Source organism: Marinomonas posidonica (assembly GCF_043643765.1).
GTDB classification, from domain to species: Bacteria; Pseudomonadota; Gammaproteobacteria; order Pseudomonadales; family Marinomonadaceae; genus Marinomonas; species Marinomonas posidonica_A.
On the sequence record NZ_JBHZSP010000008.1, the window covers coordinates 1 to 20608 of the forward strand.

Consider the following 20608-nt stretch of genomic DNA (forward strand, 5'->3'; position numbering starts at 1 on the left):
ACTTCCTGATTAAACAAGTCGATCATTGGTGATAGATAAACCTTCTGATCGGCAACTTTAAACTCCGTTACGTCTGTCACCCACTTTTGATTAGGCTTATCAGCATAAAATACTCTGTTGAGTAAATTGGGCGCAGTTTTTCCAACTCGACCTCGGTAAGATTTATATCGCTTAGGTCGTACTGTGGATTTTAGCCCTTGTGCAACCATAAGACGCTGAACACGCTTGTGGTTCACTTGGATGCCACTATTTCTTAAGGCGTAGGTCACTCTACGATATCCATAACGCCCTTTGTGGGCATGGAAGATATCGTAAATCTTCTCTTTCAGATCCCTTTCCGAATCAGCCATCTGCGCAGAAGCTCGATGATAGTAATAGACACTTCGAGCCAGTCCAGTGGCTTTGAGGAGCAACTGTAACGGATATTTAGCCTTGAGCTCAGTAACGATCAGCGCTTTTTCTTTGCTTGTTCCTGTTTGGCCTGAGCCAAGGCTTTCAACTTTTTTAGCACAGCATTTTCTGCACGCAGGTACTCAAGTTCTTCTCTTAGTTCTTTTTCCGTCATCTGTTCCGCTGGTTTAGATTCAGAAGATTGAGTTGTCATGCGAGGCCTACCTTTTCTCTGTGGTTTAAGTCGAGCTATACCTTCGCAAGCATAGTGCTTTTGCCACTGGAATAGTATGCCTGGAGACGATAAATCGAAGTAGGCACTTGTATAAGTTAAGGACCACTCATTTTCATGCATCGCTTTAAGCACTTTGAGCTTAAAGGATTGCGGATATGGCATCTGGCTATGCTGAAAACTGTTTTCACCATGAACTCTATACACTTGAGACCAGTAACAAACTTGCCTCGACGTTACATCGAATTGGCGGGCAATGGCTCTTGAGCTTTGGTGTTGAGATAGCTTGGCTAAAGACAGTTTAAATTCTCTGTGATATTTGGACATAAAAAGACCCCCAGTAATTGGAATGTCCAACTATTGGGGGTCAGTTCATTTAGACGCTCTTTTTCGTTTCACTCATGACCACGATTTACTGAGCAAGGAATTCACCACGAGTCTTGTCACTGCGCTTAAACAAACCACCTAATGCTGTGGTTTGAGTTGAAGAGCTAGCATCCATCACACCACGGGCTTTCACACAGTAATGCACTGCGCTGATGCTCACAGCTACGTTATCGGTTTCCAATAACGCTTGCAGGGTCACCAAAATTTGCTGGGTTAAGCGCTCTTGCACTTGTGGCCGCTGAGCGAAGAAACGCACAATGCGATTGATCTTCGACAAACCAATGATCTTATTTTTAGGCAAATAAGCGACTTTTGCCATACCATCAATGGTGACAAAATGGTGCTCGCAAGTACTGGTAAAGCTGATGTCACTGACTTTCACCATTTCATCGACTTTCATCTTGTTTTCGATCACAGTAATTTTGGGGAATTGTGTGTAATCTAAACCCGAAAAAATCTCTTTAACGTACATTTTAGCAATACGATGAGGCGTCTCGGCCAAACTGTCGTCGGTTAAATCCAGACCCAGTGTACTGACCACATCTTCAAAGGCTGTTTTGATACGTTGGTATTTTTCTTCCGTAGTCAGACCATTATCAATCATCGGGGTTTCTAACCCACTTTTGATTAAAGCGTCACGAACTTGCTTAGCCTCATCTGAAAGAAAAGCATGATTTACTGTCGAATTTTCCGCTATGTTAGCTTTCATATCTTTGTCCTACGTTGCTGTCTCCTGCCTTTCGACTGGAGGCTGTGCTAAAAGAAGTCCCCATTTGGTTACACCAAATGTCTGCCTCCATCCAGAGACAAGGTCCGACCTGTCAAGTAGCCGCTTTCTAATACATACTTAACTGCGAGTACGCCTTCCTGCTCTCCCGGCTCCTTTTGTAACAGTGACTTATTTAACGCTTTCTGTCGGTAGTCATCGTCGTCACTGTCATTAAACATCAATAATGATGGGGCAATGGCATTCACCTTAATCTGTGGTGAATAACGTTTAGCAAAAGAGCAAGTTAAGTTTGCCAAACCGGCTTTACTGGCGGCATAAGCGATGTGTTTATCACTGCCCTTTTCGGCGACATAATCCGTCATATGAATGATGTCGGCGACCCCATCGTCTTTAAAACCTGCACATAATAATCCTTCGAAGGCCAGATTTATACGATAAGGTGCAAATACGTGAACTTGCCACATTTTTTCCATCAATAACGTTGTATCTGAGCAGTTTTTCTCCGCTTCCCATTCAGAGGCATTATGAATGATGCCTCCAAGAGCATCGTAATCATTCATCACTTTCTCAATAAAGGCCTCAACACCGTCTGATGTGGAAAAGTCAGCCTGCAAACACTGAATCCCAGACGCCTCTATAGCATTAATTTCTTCGCGGTGTCGGCGGTACGTAATAATCACCTGATAACCTTGCTGGTGTAACGCTTGAGCACAGGCTAACCCAAGTCGCTGGCCACCTCCTGTAATAATGATGGGCGATTTTCGCATCATTTACATCCTATCCTTTTTAATGTTTCTGCAAGAATGACAAGCTTTTAAGTACGTAACAAGCCCGAATATGAAACAGCGGCTCACATTTTAGACTCTGCCTAACGTTAGGGTGCGTACTTAAACATCGAGACCTTACATACGAGTGTAAACCAAATTCAGATCATTTTTGGCAAATTCCCAAACACCACTTGAATAAAAATTGAACTATCCTGTTCATTACTACTCAAAGATAGGCGTTTTAATGACTGAACAAACCGTTACCTAAAGAAGTGATGAACAAGCCCATTGGCGTCATTAGGCTTATTAGCCTCTTCTTTAACATTCACTCGACTGAAGAGAAGGAATTGTAATGAATCAAGCAGCTGAAAAAACCACCCCGCAAGTCTCATCTATTCCCCAAGAAGCGTTCGACTGGTATGACGAATACGCTCATGGCGACATCGACCGACGCACCTTCTTATCAAGACTAGGGACACTTGGCGTCACTGGCTTATCTTTGTCAGTCATCGCCAAATCGCTCACCCCAAACTACGCCTTAGCGGAACAAGTATCCTTTAACGACCCCGACCTTACGGCATCTTATTTGGAGTTTGAAAGCCCTAGTGGTCATGGCACTGGTCGAGGCTATTTAGTGTTACCAAAAGGTGTCAATGCGAGTGACAAAGCACCTGCAGTATTGGTTGCCCATGAAAACCGAGGATTGAACCCTTACATTAAAGATGTGGCGAGACGATTGGCAAAAGCAGGATTCATTGCCTTTGCACCAGATGCCTTATTTCCTCTTGGAGGATACCCTGGTAATGATGATGAAGGTCGTGCCATGCAGAAAACCCTTGATGGAGCGAAAATTGAAGAGGATTTCATGGCGGCCGCACGCTTACTAAAAAGTCACGAGCTGAGTAACGGAAAAGTGGGCATGGTTGGCTTCTGTTTTGGTGGCTATCTAACCAATTCCTTGGCCGCCAATCTGCCTGATGTTATCGATGCCGGAGCGCCTTATTACGGTACGCCAGCTAAAGGCAATATTGATCAAATCAAAGCGCCACTTCAGCTTCATTTTGCTGAACTCGACAAACGCGTTAATGCCACTTGGCCCGCTTATGAAAATGCATTAAAGAGCAATCAAGTAACCTACACCGCCTTCACTTATGAAAAGGCCAATCATGGTTTTCATAATGACTCAACGGCGCGCTATCAAGAGAAAAATGCCGAATTAGCCTGGCAAAGAACCCTCGACTTCTTTAAGGCGACTTTGACCAGCTGATGAAGAAATACGTGCGGCAGTTTATATTGTCGCACGTTTCATTGGACGAGACTTTACCGGTTTTGTCGGCGAGTTATCGTTAAAATTGATGTTTTTAAGATTAGGTACCTGTTGCCATAATTGATCACATAAATCCGATAAACTGGAATCATCATTTATCTGCAACCAACTGACTACCGCCTTCGCGACATTGGGGTAACTGATCTGAACCACTCGACTGGTTTCAAGCCAATCTCGAATAGCCTCAGGGTTCAATTCCTGACAGGTTTTAGCAATGTCCAAATATTCTAATGCAATGGCATTGGAATGCTGTTCAATTTGCCCCTGCATTGGCTTGGCTAAAATACGACGTCCTAAATGGAGCGCCTCCGAATTCAGCTCAAACCCTGCGTTACACAACACCGACTCACATTCACTGAGGTTCTTCTGGAATTGGTCTCGGCTGAAGGGAAACACCTCAACATTACCATACACACCCGGCTCAATGTCTTTGCAATGCAGTCTAAAATGATAATCTGGAACGGCTTCTAACCAATCTAATACCGCTTCACTGTTCTCAAACGGTAGGTACACTAAAACTTGATTCGGTTGAGGATTATTAGGGGCATCATGGTTATGGATCAAAGGCGGTAAAATATCATGACCAAAGTGATGCCAATGGGCACCAAGCTGGGTTGCAGCAGGCGCAAAATTAGACATGATCCATTGCGCTATGCAGTTTTTCTTATAGCGTGGAATATCATATTTAAACGCATACTGATGACCAAAGCCAACACAAGGCACATTCTGACGTTTAGCGGCCCACGCGACAATCGGTTCATAATCCGTAATTACCAGATCATAACCGCGAGTGTCTATCGTTTGAATATCACGATATAGTTTATAAAAATTCGCTTTACGAAAGGTTGCATATAAATCCAGTTTGCCATTACGAGCAACAAAGCTTAACCCTTGAAAGGTTCGATAGTTACCAAACACTTCCATGTCAAAATACTCTTCTTCTGGGCGTCCAGAAAACACGAAATCCACATGAATACCAGCGGAATTCATTTCTGCAGCCATGGCCCGAGCGCGAGTAATGTGACCGTTACCTGTGCCTTGAACACCATACAAAATTTTCATGCTAGCACTCCAATCATCGTGGCGGCACAGGCACTTCCTAATAAAGCACCAATCACAGTATCCGTTGGGAAATGTACCCCTAAAAAGATTCTCGACAAGCCCACATTCATGGCCCAAAAATACAACATCATATTCAAACCGGGGAACCACTCACTTAAGCAGTAAGCCATGAAAAAGGCCCCGGAAGTATGGCCTGATGGAAAAGAAAATTGATCAGAAGGAATAATGAAACTATTAAAATTATCCAAGGCATCCGCTGGACGATTGCGTTTAAAACCACGCTTTAAAATCAGATATACAATTCGCTCAAGGATAAAACCAAGCACCATGATCATGACTAGAGTGTGGTAATCGGTAAACCACAAAATCATTGCCAGTGCAGCATACAATGGTCCATCCGCCGTAAAGGAAACAGCTCGTCCCATGCTAGTCAACTTTGCCCTATGTTTTCGAGCCATACACCAAGAGAAAGTCTGTACATCAAATGCATGAATATTCTGAAGTATGTTCATAGGTGTTCACCTCTCATTTCATCTTACCTTTAAAATAGAACAGTAAAATGTCAGTAAGGTGGCGTTTCGATGACAACTTGATGACAAGCCCAGTGGTACAGATGAGAGGCTTTAAGTGAGAAAGGCGCACAATGATTAAGCAAAAAAATACCCCGCTAAATAGCGGGGTATTTTAATAACTTGACTTTAAAGTATTGGGATTACTTCATGTCATTTATTTTGTGGAACTTAGCAATCATTGCATCTGGACGAACTTTCTTGTTGCTGCTGTTTAGAGCGTATACAACGGTTTCGCCTTTAGGACCTGCACCGATCTCAGTGTAACGTAATGGTACTTCACCGACGACACGTGCTGTGTTCATCTCTTCTAAAGAACCGAACACATAAATGCGGCCTTCAGCACGCATTTCACCGTAGAAGTCCTCAGAAGCGACTAGTGAACCGTCATACATATCAACCGAAGCGATACCAGACATTTTCTTTTTGTCTTCGTTCGTTAGACCGAACACAATGGTTTCACCTTTAGGGCCAGCGCCAATGCGAACTTTACGGAAAGACGTCTCACCAACAGATAAGAAATCTTCATACACATCGCGGTCGTCAAAAATGTAAATACGACCTTCGTGATGCACTTCATACAAATCATTATTATTCATAGCGGATGCTTCTGCCATTGTATCAGCAGAACCTTTTTTCGCCATTTCACCGCCACAAGCCGTTAGAAGAGTGATTGCCATTAAACCGGTTGCGATTGGAATTAATTTCATTGTTGTACTCCTAGGTTGAATTAACACCTACCTTATAAGCACAAAATGACAAAAGCATGACAATTACATGACGATAAAGCGTCAATCGTCGCACAATAAGGAAAACTCAAAGCCAGTTACTTAACATGACACCAATCCCCAGCGACTGGGTTTGATGATTGTAGTCCAGCAATGATTGTCCATAGCCGTTGAAATACTGGATGTAACCACGTGTTTTACCCCATAATGGAAAGTTGAAGCCCACTTGAATGGCACCACGATTGTCCGACATGTCTAAATTATTGCGAATCATCACATCGATGCTGTAATCGTCAATCACATGGATCATGCTAAATTCACCATAGCCATAATAATCTTCAATATCAGGGTTATCGTCTACATCGGAACTTTCTGGAAAACGATACCAAGGTTTAATGGAAAATGCCGTATTTTCGGTTTCAAACAAAAAATCCACATAGAAACGGTTCCAAGAGCGGGACAAATCGCCTGATTGACCATTGGATTGATGATTCAGCCCGTAGGTTATGTAACTGGGCTTAATGCCAAACCAAGCTTCTTTTGGCTTGACCACGATGAAGGCTTCCGGCTCATGATTGGTATCTCGAAATGGTGCCGAAATATGGCTGTTATAAGCTTGCCAATAGGCTTGCTGAGTATAAGCGAACCAAAGACTACTATTACGCCCGACGACACCATAAGCCACAGGAAATTTCACGCTTAATTGAAACTTAAACTCCACACTCTGTAGGCTTTCAGAATCGCTTTTGTCCCCTAAAAAAGCTCGATCATTTGGATTTGAGGTATAGGCAATAGGTAAGAAGTAATTTGGTCGATGAGGTGTAATCACAAACGGATTATTCACCGTGGCACTCTCACGAATTTCCCGTTGTTGAAACAATCCATTTGCCTCTTTTGCTCGCTGGCTAATAGATTCGGGGACTTCAGGCTCCTCGGCTTGAAAATAAGACTCACTTTCATGCTCGGTCTCGACTGACATTGACTCCGTCTCCTGAGCCATCAACATACTTGGCAATAATGCCAGACAACACAATAACCGCTTCATTTTTTAAACCTATTTAATACTCATTCATCAAGAAGACAATACAACCTTCTTGCTGTACGTCTCTCGGTCCATGTCACATACCTCGACGGTAAAGCTAACATCTTTTAATGAAAACTGTATTAAGGCATCCAACACTAATTGCGAAACATGTTGTTTTTGCGCTTCTGTTCGCCCAGATAACATCCGTAACGTCACATGAATAAACGCGTCTTCTTGCCCCGCTGTCAGAAAGCTTTTGTATGGCATGGCCCGTAACTTGATGTCTTCCTGAGTAAACAAGTTAGACCCTATGGTGGCATCTCGAACGGCTTCTAATAAATCCATTGGAGGTAATTCTTGAGCTAAATTCTGACTAAATTCGACAATACAATGAGGCATGCGTTTCTCCTTTTTAGATTTATTGGTTGCAAACAAAATGAAGACGTACGTTAAAAAAACTACGAATAAGGCAGAAAACAGCGGACTTATTCGTACTTTCCTTAATAACCACGAGTCATGTCGACCGCTGTCGGTATTTGACCTGTCTCGTGATAATAATTGATATTTTTTGCCACCACCTGACAAGCACTCGTCATATGAGTTGGTGCTGAAATATGTGGCAACACGGTCACATTATGCCTTCCCCAATAATCATTATCACTGGCTAAAGGCTCTTGCTGAAACACATCTAACACGGCGTGCGATAGATGACCTTGATCAAGTTTTAACTTTAATGCTGAATCATCGACTATCGCGCCACGAGCAAAATTAATTAAGCTGGCACCAGCAGGTAATAAGGATAAGGTCTGTTCATTTAATAAGGATTGTGTGGCCGCGGTTAAGGGTAATAAACAAACTAAAATGTCAGAAGATTCCAGCAATTGCTGCATACCTTGCTCACCGTGCAAACAGGTTACGCCGGAGATCTGTTTTGCTTGGCGACTCCAGCCCGATACACTAAAACCGTTTTCGACCAAGCGTAACGCACTGGCTTTGCCTAACTCACCTAACCCAAGAATGCCAACACGTCGTTCAACCGCACGCACCATCAATCTAGGTTGCCAAGTCGCTTGCGCTTGCTGGCGAGCATAATATGGCATGTCTCGATGCAAAAACAATGTCCACGCCAATACAGCCTCAGACATAGTTTCAGCCAAATGAGGGTCAACTAATCGGACAATTTTAAAGCCAGCCTCAGGAAACGCCGCAACCATACGTTCAACTCCTGCCCATAAACTTTGCACCCACTTTAAATGTGGTAAGTCCGTAAGCTCATTCGGATCAGGGTTAGCCACAATAGCAAATTCACATGTGGATTTTTGCGTTTGGCTTAATTCAGAAAACAGCCCAAAAGAACGCTCTGGCATGTGTTTTGACAAACTGGCTAACCAAGCCTGCTGTTCCGCTACCGTCAAGGTCGACACCAAAGGAATCATGACGCATACACCTGTGTCAGGTCTTTAAACCCTTTAAGTTCAATGGCGTTACCGCTTGGGTCTTTAAAGAACAAGGTCCACTGCTCACCCGCTTCGCCGGCAAAACGAACACTCGGTGCTAAGTCAAATGTCACCCCTGCGCCCTCCAAACGGTCAGCTATATTTCGCCAATCTTCGTAAGCTAAAATCAAGCCAAAGTGAGGCATGGGCACCAGATGGTCACCTACCTTGCCAGTATTATTAGTGGGAGAAGGAGTGCCCAAATGCAAGGAAAGTTGATGACCATAAAAATCAAAATCCACCCAAGTCTCTGTATGACGCCCTTCTTTACAGCCCAACACACGAGTATAAAAATCTCTTGTCTCTGCTAAGGACGTAACATGATATGCGTAATGAAACAGTGCCAATTCCGTAACCTCCTCTCGACATTAAATACGGCTAACATACCGTACAGCTAGAAAAATAAACAGGGATAGCGAATATCAAGTCTAGAAATGTCTACTGTAAAGGCGTGCCTTCACGGTCTTCTTGTGCAACAAAATTCAGATATTCCGTTTTCACTTCAGGCAACGGATTTACCTCTGAAAACAACTGGGAACGACTTTGATTTTCAATGATTCTTACGTGCGAACGGTTCAGCTCTCTAGGTTCTTTTACCCCACAAGAATGGGCAATTAAACCAATGCCGTGCAATAACTCTTGGGCATAATTTGCTACACGCTCAGACTTTTCCGTCGCCACCAAACCTTTTTGCAACTCGGGATTGTGCGTAGTAATGCCAGTTGGGCAGGTATTTTTATTGCATTGAAGTGCTTGAATACAACCAAGTGAAAACAGGAAACCACGGGCAGATACGACAAAATCTGCCCCAGCACTTAATGCCCATGCGGCTTTGCCAGGAACAATCAATTTACCCGATGCAATCACCTTGATGTAAGGTCGTAAACCATGCGACGTAATGGCGTTTACTACCAAAGGCAAACTTTCTCTTAACTGCATTCCCACATAATCCATTAAGGATTGTGGTGCTGCTCCAGTGCCACCATCAGAGCTATCAATCGTAATAAAATCCGGACAATAATCGAGGCCTTTTTTGTGTATCAAATCACACATTTTATCAAAAAATGTGACATCACCGACCACCATTTTAAAGCCCACAGGCTTACCCGTGACCTTGCGGACATGATGAATCATATTCAGCAAATCATCGATGGATTTGATGTCTGTATGTCCGTTGGGACTAATCGAATCTGCACCAACAGGAATGCCGCGAGTATGAGCAATTTCTTCCGTCACTTTTGCACCAGGTAACATCCCTCCTTTACCCGGTTTTGCCCCTTGACTCATCTTGATTTCAAACATACGTACATTGTTGTGATCAGCAATGGCTTTTAATCTGTCATCACTCAGGTGTCCATGAGCATCACGAACACCGTATTTGGCCGTACCGATTTGGAATACTAAATCACAACCACCTTCAAGATGATAAGGTGACAAACCGCCTTCCCCCGTATTCATCCAAATCCCCGCCTTACGAGCGCCTTGAGATAAGGCCTGAACGGCAGGCTTCGACAAGGCACCAAAACTCATACCTGAGATATTGATCACAGAACGAGTTCGATAAGGGTGTTTTGTAGTATGTTCACCAATACTGATTTCTTTGGGCTGTACGGCGTCTTCTTCCAAGGTTGGAAAAGCACAATTGAGGAAATAAATATCGCCCGGCGTATCAAGAGAGCGAGTGGAACCAAAGGCGATGGTAGCGTCTACTTTCTTAGCCGCACGATACGCCCAAGAACGCTCAGCACGATCAAAAGGACGTTCTTCTCGATCTAAAGCAAAAAAGTATTGACGAAAAAATTCACCAAGATGCTCAAACAAATACCGAAAACGGCCAACAATAGGGTAATTACGACGAATAGTATGGGCCGTTTGATGTGTGTCCACCCAGTACATAACGACTAATGCCACCAATAAAGCAAAACACAGAACCACAAAAAACAATGCCGCCCAATGAATGGTCACACTCGTGACCGACCATAAAAATTCCATATTTCACCCTTACCCAGTAAAACGTTTAAACGACTGACTTAATGTCTTTACATGATCATAAATCAAAAACTGGGGGCAATGTCGGACGAATCATGAACAAAAGAAGCAATAAATTGGTCTGCAGGAGCAGGACGACCAAAATAGTAACCTTGATAAAAGAAACACTCGCATTCTTTGAGTCGATCAAAATGCGGCAAGGTCTCTACACCTTCCGCTAAGACATTTATTTTCAACGCTTTTGCCATGGCGATCACCGCATGTACTATGGCTTCATCACTGTGATCTGTGAGCAAATCTCGCACAAAAGATTGATCAATTTTCAACCTGTCGATCGGTAAGGATTTAAGATACTTCAACGACGAATATCCAGTGCCAAAATCATCTATGGACAAATACACACCCAACTCTTTTATCGCCTGCATTTTGGTCAAACTGGTGGCCCAATCATTCAACAAGGTATTTTCTGTAATTTCTAAATCCACACACGAAGCGGGTACATGATGTTTTTCCAACTGAGCTTTTAACGTTGGCAAAAAGCTCGCTTGCTGAAACTGTATTGGGCTGACGTTAATCGACATGCGCCATGATGTCTGCCATTTACCCTGCTCTAACCAAGTTGCCACTTGTGACAGGGCTTCATCCAGTACCCAAGTGCCAATGTCGACAATAAGACCAATCTCTTCTGCTAAAGGAATAAATTCGGCTGGCGAAATAAAGCCTTTATCTGCATCCCGCCATCTTAATAGTGCTTCGGCTCCAATTAACTCTCCTTCAGCATTATTTTGTGGCTGATAATAGAGTTCAAATAATTTGTTTTCGGTCGCATGATGCAGGGCTTTCTCCATTTCAAGACGAGCATCAGAAGCCGCCTGCATTTCAGGACGATACATTGCATACGTATTTCGGCCTGACTCTTTCGCTCGATATAAAGCGGTATCCGCTTGCTTTAAGATCACCTCGGCACACTGCTCACTTGATTGAAAAACACTGGCCCCCAAACTCGCCGTAATATGAACTTCATGATGACCCGCTGTTTTGACTTGCTGGCAAGCCAACATGACACGGCAAATCAAATCGTCCACTTGCGCCTCGGCTGCCGCCAAATCTTTCCCCAGCGCCTGCAAAAGAAAGGCAAACTCATCCCCCCCCATACGAGCAAAAACAACCTCAGAAGACACTAACCCAGCCAATTGTTTTGATACACAACGCAAAAGTTGATCGCCAACATTGTGCCCTAAGGAATCGTTAATGACTTTAAAGCGATCAATGTCCATAAAAACCACAGCTGAATAGTGACTATCCAGATTACTGACCCGCAGCCTTTCATTCAATCTGTCCGTTAGGTATTGTCGATTGGGTAGGTCCGTAACGGGATCATAGTAGGCCAAATGATGAATATGATCCTGAGCTTGTTTGCGCTCACTGACATCACGCATCAACATGAGGGTTTCCACATTGGATTGCACTTGATACTTAACCAAGCGCACTTCGACAGGCAATGTTTGCCCATCAACATGATATTGACTTTCTATGGTGGTGGGATGATTCAGCGGCAGAGCACTTACCAAATCGACAAAATAAGGCCAATCAGATTCTTCATAAAATGCTTCCAAGGACGTATCAGGCAAATCCTTTTTGTCCAATTTAAGCATGCTTTTGGCAGTCGTGTTAGCAATGCGGATTTGTTGTTGATCATCTAACAAGATAATACCATCCGCGGCGTGTTCTATCATGGCCTTTGTGTGACTGTTACTGCGTTCCAAATCACTCAACGCCGTATTCAAATTATCCCATAAATGACTGAAGGTTGCGTGTAACTGACCTAGTTCATCCGCTTGATGATGACGATAAAAAGCCCCAAATAGCGGCAGTTTTCGTACTCGCCCTAACTTAGAAAGAGAGCGCGTTAGACGAACCAACGGATACGTCACTAGAAAATAAAAAATCAGTGATACAAGACAAGCAAGCAGAATATCTTTTACTAAGTTAAACAACAAAAGAGGGATATGGGTAGACAGCAAATTGTCCATTAAATAACGCGTTTCCGGTACCACAGTGAGCAAACCTGAATTAAAGCTAGGCTGCAATAAAATCAGAGGTCGTTGAAAGAAGGTAAAATCACCAAACAACCAATCAGCCAAAGCTTGTGATGAAGAAAAAACTCGTTGCGGTGCACTGGCAGCAACAAACAACTTGCCATTTTCATCACTGACCTCAACTTTCGCAATAGATGGTGAGTTCAGCAGGCTCTCGACCTGTTGCTTAGCGACAGGGTAATCCAAACGAAACACGGCGCTTGCCAAGGGTTGCTCAACCACGCCAAGTAATTGATTGAAGTCGTTTTCAATCATCTTTTTTTGCTGCGTGATGCCATCCAGCAATTGAATGCTATTGCTTATCAAGCTCAAGCTAATCGCTAATAACAGGGTTAAGACCGCTTGCTTTACAAACAACGATTTAGAAAAGACCAGACTCATTCATACCTTCTTTGGGCTATCATCCGTTTATGCTTTATCACTAGGAAACTGCGGGTCTGAGTTAAGGAAGGTACGAACAAAGCTGAATGTCTGTTAGGCTGCTCTTACCTTTCTTGAATTTGCGACAAATTATAATGAAATATTATATATTCATGCATCGCTAGATATGAATATCATGATATGCGTCACAACTAAAGCCTTCAGAACAAAAGAAAATCAAATCTGCCTTTACAATGAAAAAAGGCCAACATACTTTCGCATGCTGGCCTGCATTCGCTTTTATCGAACTGGTTACACGATAGCACGACCATCTTCACGTGTGATGGCAATCACACTAGAAAGCGGTGTGCCACCTGTTGGCCAAGTACCACCTGGGTGCTGAATGCTAACAAACATAGTTGAGTAATCAGAGCTCCAAGCCGCACCAGTCACTTCACACTTAGTTGGGCCGACCATGAAACGTTTGATTTCACCCGTCTCTGTATCACCAACCAACATTTGGTTATTACCCTGACCAGCAAACTCCCCTTCGTTCGAGTAGTTGCCATCGGTTTGAATCCACAACAAACCGTTACGGTCAAATTTCAAACCGTCCGGCGAGTTGAACATGTTGTCTTTGTTCACGTTCGCAGAACCCGCATAAGCATCGTCAAAGACTGCTGGGTTACCCGCCATCACAAACAAATCCCATTTGAAATCATTTGCTGTGTGATCTTCGTTGCTTGGTTCCCAACGCACGATCTGACCAAAGTTGTTCTTAACTCGTGGGTTCGGACCTTCTGCTGGTGTCGCATCACCACCCGCATTTGGTTTCACGCCACGGTTCTTGTTATTGGTTAGACAGCAGTAGGCTTCTACTTTGTTTGGATTCGCCGCAACCCACTCTGGACGGTCCATCGTCGTCGCGCCCACTTTGGATGCTGCCTGACGAGTGTGAATGGCAATTTCTGCCTCTGTCATACCTGTTGTCGCAGGCGTTAGTGCTAACCACTCACCACGATTATTGTCATGGAATTTAGCAACGTACAAAGTACCTTCTGCAAGCAAGTCTGAGTTGTCAGCACCTACTTGGTATTTGCCTTTGGAAACAAAGCGGTAAAGGAATTCACCACGCTCATCATCGCCTAGGTAAACAACAACATGGCCGTTTGCCGCGATCGCGACTTCGGCATTTTCGTGTTTGAAACGACCCAGAGCGGTACGTTTTTTAGGACGAGAGTTTGGATTCATTGGATCAATTTCAACCACATAACCAAAGCGATTTGGCTCATTTGGTTCTTTGGCAAGATCAAAACGATCGTCTGCCATTTCCCACTTGTAGCGACCTTCAGAAGTGCTCACACCATAACGCTTAAGTTCATCAGGAAGCTGATAGCTGTCATCAGAAGCTGCGAAATAACTGTTGAAGTTCTCTTCACAAGTCAGATAGGTTCCCCAAGGTGTTTGACCTTGACCACAGTTGTTCCAGGTGCCTTTTGCTAATACACCACGAGGATCTGCTGAGGTTTTCATCAAATCGTGACCACGTGCTGGACCAGTGATTTCCATTTCAGTATCTGCAGTGATGCGACGGTTGAATTTAGAGTCTTTAATGATGCTCCACTTACCATCGTATTTAGCCACTTCCATAATGGACACACCGTGTGCAGCTTTGTTCTTGCGCACATCATCTGCCGTCATAGTTTCACCGCCTTCGCGGTTGGCATTTAAGGTTTTTGGATTAACGTATTCGTTGTTAACAGCCAATACAAACACGCCATTGTGATTAAAGAAGGCTAAACCATCGTTGTTATCACCAAAAGCCATTTCTTGAGAAGCACCTGTACCGCCAGTATTCGTATCTAAAGGCACGCCTTTTGACCACAATGGATCCCCCCAAGAAGCTACCACTTGCCAAGTGTAACCTTTTGGCAGGGTAATAGTGTCAGCAGTCGTGGCTTTCACCATATCAAACGCTAAACGAGAAGGTTGATGATGAGCCGCCATAGCCTGAGCAGCACCAAAGGTTGACCCCATCACGAATGCGCTGGCACCCACCGCTGCACCACCACTTAGAAAGCCACGACGCGATACCATCTTGTTCGCTACTTTCTCAAATTCCACCACCTCCGGTGCTGGACGCACTAACTCATCTAGTTCATCAAAGCTCAAATCTTGTTTGCATTCAATTGTCATAATACTGCCCTATCAATAGTGATTTCTTACTGACGAAAATAAGTCAGAACCGCCATCTTTTTTCACTTCTTATAGATGGTGCTCTAACCTGCTGTTTGAGATATTAGAAACGCAGCCTTCCCAAGATTGTCGTTTCTAACCTCCCCTGCTTAAGAGAAGTTGACAATTAATCTATAGACAAAAAGTTACACAGAAATGACAGTTAAATGGCATTATTGAATTGTTTAAAAAAAAAGGATTAAACTAGTAAGCAGGAAGCAAAACTACTTATAGACAATAATAATAAAAATAACGCAGATTCCCGAGAGGATACCGCTATGATAAACACCTTAAGAAAAATCCCTATTAAGCACAGGTTAATCAGTCTGGTGACTTTTTTCTCCATTGGCTTAATTTTAGTGATTTCGCTTTCGCTCAGTGAGAATAAAACCTCACTCCTTAATGAAAAATACGCGCAAACGAAACACGTTGTTGAAACAGCTACAGGTGTTTTAACCCACTTTCAATCACTCGAGCAATCAGGCGAACTGAGCCGAGATCAGGCTCAGAAATACGCAATGGACACCATTAAAGGCATTCGCTATGCCGGTGCTGAATACTTTTGGATCAATGATTATGACGCAGTCATGATCATGCATTCTGTTAAACCGAGTTTGGACGGAAAAAACTTAGCAAATCTTGAAGATCCTAACGGAAAAAAACTGTTTTCAGAATTCGTTAAGGTGGTTAAAGCTCAACAAGCAGGTTTTGTTGATTACCTATGGCCGAAACCTGGTAGTGAACAACCCGTTGAAAAAATTTCGTACGTGCAAGGGTTTGCACCATGGGGTTGGATTATTGGCTCTGGTATTTATTTAGACGATGTTGATCAACAGTTCAAACAAGAAATCATAAAATTGGGCAGCATCAGCGCAGTTATTATTCTATTTGCTCTGTTTATTTCCGTCATCATTCTAAGGTCTATCCTCACGCCAATTCGTCAAATTAAAACAGCTCTGGAAGACATTTCCCACGGTTCTGGTGATTTAACCGCTCGTCTCCCTGAATCTGGAAACGACCAATTAACCAAGATCGCCATCTCCTACAATACGTTTGTAAAAAGACTTAGCGATACTTTGAATAAAGCCGTGTTGCTTAACCAAGAAGTGGAATCTAAAAGCAAAGAGCTGAAAATTGCTTCAGCCAAAACCAGAGAAATTAGCCAAGAAAGAGAAGGCAAATTCACTGAAATGACACAAGCCATTGCGGAAGTCGATAGCTTCAAAAACGAAGTCATTGAAAGCACGCAAACGACATTAGATTCCGCTAAAATAACCGTCGAGAAAACTCGCACAGGACAAGATTCAATACAACAAACGGTTGATTCACTAGATAAACTATCAAGCGAATTAGAATCAGGGTTAAACACGGTCATTCAACTGGCAGAACAATCTCAAACCATTGGTACTGTGTTGGATGTCATCAGTGAAATCGCCGAGCAAACTAACCTGCTGGCATTGAATGCGGCGATTGAGGCCGCTCGAGCTGGTGAGCAAGGGCGCGGATTCGCTGTGGTGGCAGACGAAGTTCGCGGCTTAGCCAGCCGAACTCAAGCCTCCACAGATGAAATTCAAGCCATGATTAACAAGCTACAGAGTGGTGCAAAAGAAGCGGAAAGCAAAATTACGGAAAGTCATCAGCAATCACAAAAAACCACTCAAGAGATGAGTATGACAGCGCAATATCTCGAGGACATTGCCAGCTCAGCGGAAGGCATTAATCGCGCCAGTAACTCGGTACTTCAAAGTGTCACGCTACAAAGCGATGTTGTACAAAGACTCAACGAGTTAAATGAAAAAGTCGTTGAATTATCAGCGCAGGCGAGTTTGCAAGTCCAGCAGAACAACCAAACGAGTGAATCTCTGGCTCAAACGTCAGAACAAACACAGAAGGTCATGTCGGCCTTCAAACTTTAGCCTCTAGGAAATCGATCACGCCAACAAGATGTCCTTCTTGTTGGCGTTTTTTATATCTAACACGCTCTCTTTAGAGCACTTAGCACTCTTGGATATCGCTCCCATAGACGGCCATTTCGCCATGTCGCAACACCAACCCTTCTCTTAAAGATTTTTTCATGCCTTTCACAACCAGAGCATAGGAGTGATCAATCAAACGCTCAATTTCCCCATCTGGCAAACTTCCTTCATACATTACAGAATTCCAATGTCGCTTATTCATATGATAGGCAGGTATCACCTCGTCAAACACATCCCTCAGCTCAATAGCATGATCCGGCTGACATTTCAGATTCAGCAAACCTTTTGCTTGGTAGCGAGTCAGTAGAGCAAACATTTTTCCCTGTACTTTGAACACAGCAGTACGGTTATCAAAAGGATACACTTCCACCGCTTCAGGCTTGGACAATAAATAGGATTTTACACGATCTAGTTGCAAACCAACCTCGCCTCAAAATGTGGGACACAAAGAAACCATCAATAACGTAGCGCAATCGCTTGCTGCAACAATGGCCAAGCTAATAACGCTTGTTGATAGTGTTTAGCCTTATCTGACAGGGGCAGATCATAATCGGCAATACGATAGGCTAAAATGCCGTAAAAAGCATCCACAGCACCAGGACTATCGAACATAAAAGGCCCTTTTACCTGACAAAAAATTTCATCGACTCTGTTTAGTTCGTGACGTAAATCACTGGATATCTCAGTTAACGGTGTCACAGGCTGTAGTGAAAATGGACATTGTTGACGCAAGGTTACAAAGCCCGCATGAAGCTCGGCACATAAACTTCTCGCCACCGCCTTCTCAAGCGCTGATAATGGATACAAAGCCCCATCTGAGAAGTCGTTAAAATATTCCGCGATAGCCAAAGAGTCATGCACGACTATGTCACCAATTAGCAGAGCGGGCACCAAGCCTGTTGGCGACAATTGTCTTAACTCAGCTTTGTCACTTTCGGATTGCAGATCAATCCCCTGCAATTCAACCTCAGCACCGGCTAATTGACTGCAAATCCAAGCCCGTAAAGACCAGGTGGATAAGGTTCCAACCACTAGTTTCATCACTGCCTCCAAGCGCAATGGTTTCCATCACACTATTCCTGAAAAACTGTTAAAATAGAGTCGGTTAATACTTTCAATGAATGACATCCTCAAAAGGAAGACCATGATCATCACCCTAACGACTCCCGCTATGTTGTTTCCCGCCGTGTCCCTTTTATTGCTGGCTTATACCAACCGCTTCGTGACCCTAGCCTCTATCATTCGGACCTTTGATCCAAAACAAGAAGACGATAACACCACAGAACAAATCGTTAATTTAAGAAAACGCATTTATCTCATTCGACGAATGCAAGAAGCAGGCGTGATCAGCTTTTTTCTCTGCGTCATGTCCATGCTCGCCATTTATATGGAATACCAACAAGTAGGCAGTTATATTTTCGCTGCTAGCCTAGTTTGCCTCATGTATTCTTTGTACCTATCCGTGCGTGAAATTACCATTTCTTGTGACGCTTTAGAACTTCATTTAAAACACTTTAACGCAGACCTAACGCGCAAAAAATCGGTAAAAAAGCCCTACAAGCGAATCGACTGAAGATTAAAACCTTTCAACGATGAGGACGCATCATACTGAGCAAAGTAGTCGATAAAATCCTCATCCACTACTTTTTGATGCGTCACACTGGCATGACGAAGAATTAGACGACCATCTTGTCTTAGTACGAATCCTTGATGTGACACATTTAAATTAGTACCGATCCAATTCTTAAGTGCCCAATCAGGACGTACCATATTAATCACACTGCCCGACGGAATACGATCAAGTAAAGCTTGATTCACTTGTTTATCTGGTCCCAAAAACACGGCGGTTAACGGTACATAGGGAATGTCAGCTTGGACCACTTGCAAATGCTGACCAGTCGCGTGCAATTTTTCCAGAAGCGGTTCACAGCCCTGCTTACAAGCGATGCTTTTAGCACTTAAATGACGATACCAAGCCGCTCGATCAATTTGCGTGCTTGCTTTCTGAAAATGTTTTGGAGCAACTCGATCCGTGATGTCTTGTAATATCTTTCGATTATTCGGCAACCAATCCAAACTAGGAAAGTGGTTACGTTGCATAAAATTGACCTGACCATGCTGATAACGAATGTTGATTAAATTGTCTTTAAAGCTTCCTGCTGAAACGGACTGTATTCCAGCCAGCACCGTCTCAACATAAGTTGTGCAGTCAAACACATCAAAGCGTATCATTGGGTCTTTATCGAATTGCCCACTCTGCCCTTCTCCAGCATTGCCACCAACATAAGGTGCTCCCATAAACAGATGACTTAGTCGTTCGACACGCGTTGCCACATCCATCGAATTTACTTGAGTAGTCATTGACTGATAGAACACACGCTCTATTGCTGGATCATAGATGTACTCGAAATCACTCCCGTTGGCATGATTATATAAACTACCCACTAAGAGACAGCAGCCTAGCCAATATTTTTTCATCACCACCTCGTTTGCAATACATCACAAAAATGAACAAAAACCTCACTAACAGCCTAACATCATGTTGTTAAAATACCATGTACAAAGAGAGGTTTGCCCATGAAGATACAAAATCCACCTTTTTTATATGGCCAACAAGGCTTACAACAAAGTCAAAGAAACCTTGAACAAGCCAATCAAGAAGTCGCACAAATGGCGACTCAAACTTTTGACCGAGTACAACCCAAGGAGCTCGATGTACAGCATGGTTCTATTGAGGAAAGCTTAATGGAAGCGAGGCAAGCCACTCGAAATGCTCAATCGAATGCGCAGGTCATTGATGGTTCAAACAAAGCCATAGGTAGCTTAATTGACATCATGGTTTAAGCATTAGAATTTAACCACAGTGATCAAGCATAGCTTTGGCTTGATCTAAGTTTTCAATCTTTGTCACCCTAACCCAGCGCCCAATTTCTTGACCATCTTTTAGTAGAATTAAGCTCGGCCACAGCTTCACACCAAACTGGCGTCCCAATCTCTTTCCTTTGCCATCAAACACCTTCACATGAGGCATAGTCGGATAAGCTTTCATAAAGCATTCAATAACAGACACAGCCGCCTGACAATGAACGCACCAGGGTGCGCCAAATTCAACCAATACATACCCCGCCAGATGATCTAATGCCTCTTTTTCAGGCGCTTTCTCTGAGTAATTTTCATTATAGCCAAGCGTCATTGCTAACATATTGGACACCTTATTTAATTTACTTTACCGCATTC

At 43.4% G+C, this 20608-nt stretch carries 22 protein-coding genes; 4 read left to right on the top strand and 18 right to left on the bottom strand.

The features are described from left to right. From ACHUFM_RS10210 to folM, 4 genes are all read right to left on the bottom strand, one after another. The coding region (locus tag ACHUFM_RS10210) for an IS3 family transposase (RefSeq protein WP_394182325.1) at positions 1-452 on the bottom strand (452 nt) is incomplete at its 3' end. After that, positions 449-604 carry a hypothetical protein gene (locus ACHUFM_RS10215; protein WP_394182025.1) on the bottom strand — a complete coding sequence of 52 codons (156 nt, stop codon included), beginning with the start codon at positions 602-604 and terminating at the stop codon, positions 449-451. The genes ACHUFM_RS10210 and ACHUFM_RS10215, both read right to left, overlap by 4 nt. A 430-nt stretch (positions 605-1034) precedes the next feature. Further along, on the bottom strand, positions 1035-1718 hold the full coding sequence (gene folE / locus ACHUFM_RS10220; protein WP_113874307.1) for a GTP cyclohydrolase I FolE: 684 nt from the start codon (positions 1716-1718) through the stop codon (positions 1035-1037). Between the two features lie 68 nt (positions 1719-1786). Beyond that, positions 1787-2509, bottom strand: a complete 723-nt coding sequence (gene folM, locus ACHUFM_RS10225) for a dihydromonapterin reductase (RefSeq protein ID WP_394182027.1) — start codon at positions 2507-2509, stop codon at positions 1787-1789. A gap of 349 nt (positions 2510-2858) precedes the next feature. Between folM and ACHUFM_RS10230 the strand changes: the two genes are divergently transcribed. Continuing rightward, positions 2859-3773 (top strand): dienelactone hydrolase family protein, encoded by a 915-nt coding sequence (locus ACHUFM_RS10230; protein WP_394182029.1) that lies wholly within the window; start codon positions 2859-2861, stop codon positions 3771-3773. 21 nt (positions 3774-3794) lie between these two features. On the opposite strand, the gene ACHUFM_RS10235 is transcribed toward ACHUFM_RS10230, so the two are convergent. The 10 genes from ACHUFM_RS10235 to ACHUFM_RS10280 all read right to left on the bottom strand — a co-directional run bounded on the left by ACHUFM_RS10235 (position 3795) and on the right by ACHUFM_RS10280 (position 15356). Next, a complete protein-coding gene (locus tag ACHUFM_RS10235; RefSeq protein ID WP_394182031.1) occupies positions 3795-4895 on the bottom strand; it encodes an MJ1255/VC2487 family glycosyltransferase in 1101 nt (366 codons plus the stop codon). Then, positions 4892-5407: a phosphatase PAP2 family protein gene (locus ACHUFM_RS10240; RefSeq protein ID WP_394182033.1), complete on the bottom strand. Its 516-nt coding sequence runs from the start codon at positions 5405-5407 to the stop codon at positions 4892-4894. Before ACHUFM_RS10240 ends, ACHUFM_RS10235 begins: the two co-directional genes overlap by 4 nt. A 200-nt stretch (positions 5408-5607) precedes the next feature. Continuing rightward, positions 5608-6174, bottom strand: coding sequence for a hypothetical protein (locus ACHUFM_RS10245; RefSeq protein WP_394182035.1), 567 nt, complete (start codon positions 6172-6174; stop codon positions 5608-5610). Between the two features lie 106 nt (positions 6175-6280). Beyond that, a complete protein-coding gene (locus ACHUFM_RS10250; protein ID WP_394182037.1) occupies positions 6281-7171 on the bottom strand; it encodes a phospholipase A in 891 nt (296 codons plus the stop codon). 93 nt (positions 7172-7264) lie between these two features. Then, positions 7265-7615: a 5-carboxymethyl-2-hydroxymuconate Delta-isomerase gene (locus tag ACHUFM_RS10255; protein ID WP_394182039.1), complete on the bottom strand. Its 351-nt coding sequence runs from the start codon at positions 7613-7615 to the stop codon at positions 7265-7267. Between the two features lie 101 nt (positions 7616-7716). Then, a complete protein-coding gene (locus ACHUFM_RS10260) occupies positions 7717-8652 on the bottom strand; it encodes a 2-hydroxyacid dehydrogenase (RefSeq protein WP_394182041.1) in 936 nt (311 codons plus the stop codon). Beyond that, complete coding sequence (locus ACHUFM_RS10265; protein ID WP_394182043.1) at positions 8649-9059, bottom strand: VOC family protein; 411 nt, start codon at positions 9057-9059, stop codon at positions 8649-8651. The genes ACHUFM_RS10260 and ACHUFM_RS10265 overlap by 4 nt, the downstream gene beginning before the upstream one ends. A 91-nt stretch (positions 9060-9150) precedes the next feature. Beyond that, entirely contained in the window at positions 9151-10704 is a 1554-nt protein-coding gene (locus ACHUFM_RS10270; RefSeq protein WP_394182045.1) for an FMN-binding glutamate synthase family protein, read from the bottom strand. Positions 10705-10766: 62 nt separating this feature from the next. Continuing rightward, complete coding sequence (locus ACHUFM_RS10275) at positions 10767-13181, bottom strand: putative bifunctional diguanylate cyclase/phosphodiesterase (RefSeq protein ID WP_394182047.1); 2415 nt, start codon at positions 13179-13181, stop codon at positions 10767-10769. A gap of 291 nt (positions 13182-13472) precedes the next feature. Further along, positions 13473-15356 carry a PhoX family protein gene (locus ACHUFM_RS10280; RefSeq protein WP_394182049.1) on the bottom strand — a complete coding sequence of 628 codons (1884 nt, stop codon included), beginning with the start codon at positions 15354-15356 and terminating at the stop codon, positions 13473-13475. Between the two features lie 317 nt (positions 15357-15673). On the opposite strand from ACHUFM_RS10280, the gene ACHUFM_RS10285 reads away from it, so the two are divergent. Further along, positions 15674-17311, top strand: a complete 1638-nt coding sequence (locus tag ACHUFM_RS10285) for a methyl-accepting chemotaxis protein (protein WP_394182051.1) — start codon at positions 15674-15676, stop codon at positions 17309-17311. Between the two features lie 79 nt (positions 17312-17390). Here the strand turns inward: ACHUFM_RS10285 and ACHUFM_RS10290 are convergent, their stop codons facing one another. Together ACHUFM_RS10290 and ACHUFM_RS10295 are read right to left on the bottom strand one after the other, a co-directional pair. After that, complete coding sequence (locus ACHUFM_RS10290; protein ID WP_394182053.1) at positions 17391-17789, bottom strand: MmcQ/YjbR family DNA-binding protein; 399 nt, start codon at positions 17787-17789, stop codon at positions 17391-17393. A 38-nt stretch (positions 17790-17827) separates the two neighbouring features. After that, positions 17828-18412, bottom strand: coding sequence for a glutathione S-transferase N-terminal domain-containing protein (locus ACHUFM_RS10295; RefSeq protein WP_394182055.1), 585 nt, complete (start codon positions 18410-18412; stop codon positions 17828-17830). A 103-nt stretch (positions 18413-18515) separates the two neighbouring features. Between ACHUFM_RS10295 and ACHUFM_RS10300 the strand changes: the two genes are divergently transcribed. Continuing rightward, positions 18516-18944 (top strand): DUF2721 domain-containing protein, encoded by a 429-nt coding sequence (locus ACHUFM_RS10300; RefSeq protein ID WP_394182057.1) that lies wholly within the window; start codon positions 18516-18518, stop codon positions 18942-18944. Here the strand turns inward: ACHUFM_RS10300 and ACHUFM_RS10305 are convergent. Continuing rightward, positions 18926-19849 (bottom strand): N-acetylmuramoyl-L-alanine amidase-like domain-containing protein, encoded by a 924-nt coding sequence (locus tag ACHUFM_RS10305; protein ID WP_394182059.1) that lies wholly within the window; start codon positions 19847-19849, stop codon positions 18926-18928. The two genes, ACHUFM_RS10300 and ACHUFM_RS10305, sit on opposite strands and share 19 nt — an antisense overlap. A 99-nt stretch (positions 19850-19948) precedes the next feature. On the opposite strand from ACHUFM_RS10305, the gene ACHUFM_RS10310 reads away from it, so the two are divergent. After that, positions 19949-20215 (top strand): hypothetical protein, encoded by a 267-nt coding sequence (locus tag ACHUFM_RS10310; protein WP_394182061.1) that lies wholly within the window; start codon positions 19949-19951, stop codon positions 20213-20215. A gap of 10 nt (positions 20216-20225) precedes the next feature. Here the strand turns inward: ACHUFM_RS10310 and ACHUFM_RS10315 are convergent, their stop codons facing one another. After that, the gene (locus ACHUFM_RS10315) at positions 20226-20573 is read right to left on the bottom strand and encodes a thioredoxin family protein (RefSeq protein WP_394182063.1); all 348 of its coding nucleotides are present in this window, start codon (positions 20571-20573) and stop codon (positions 20226-20228) included. Positions 20574-20608 lie beyond the last annotated feature (35 nt).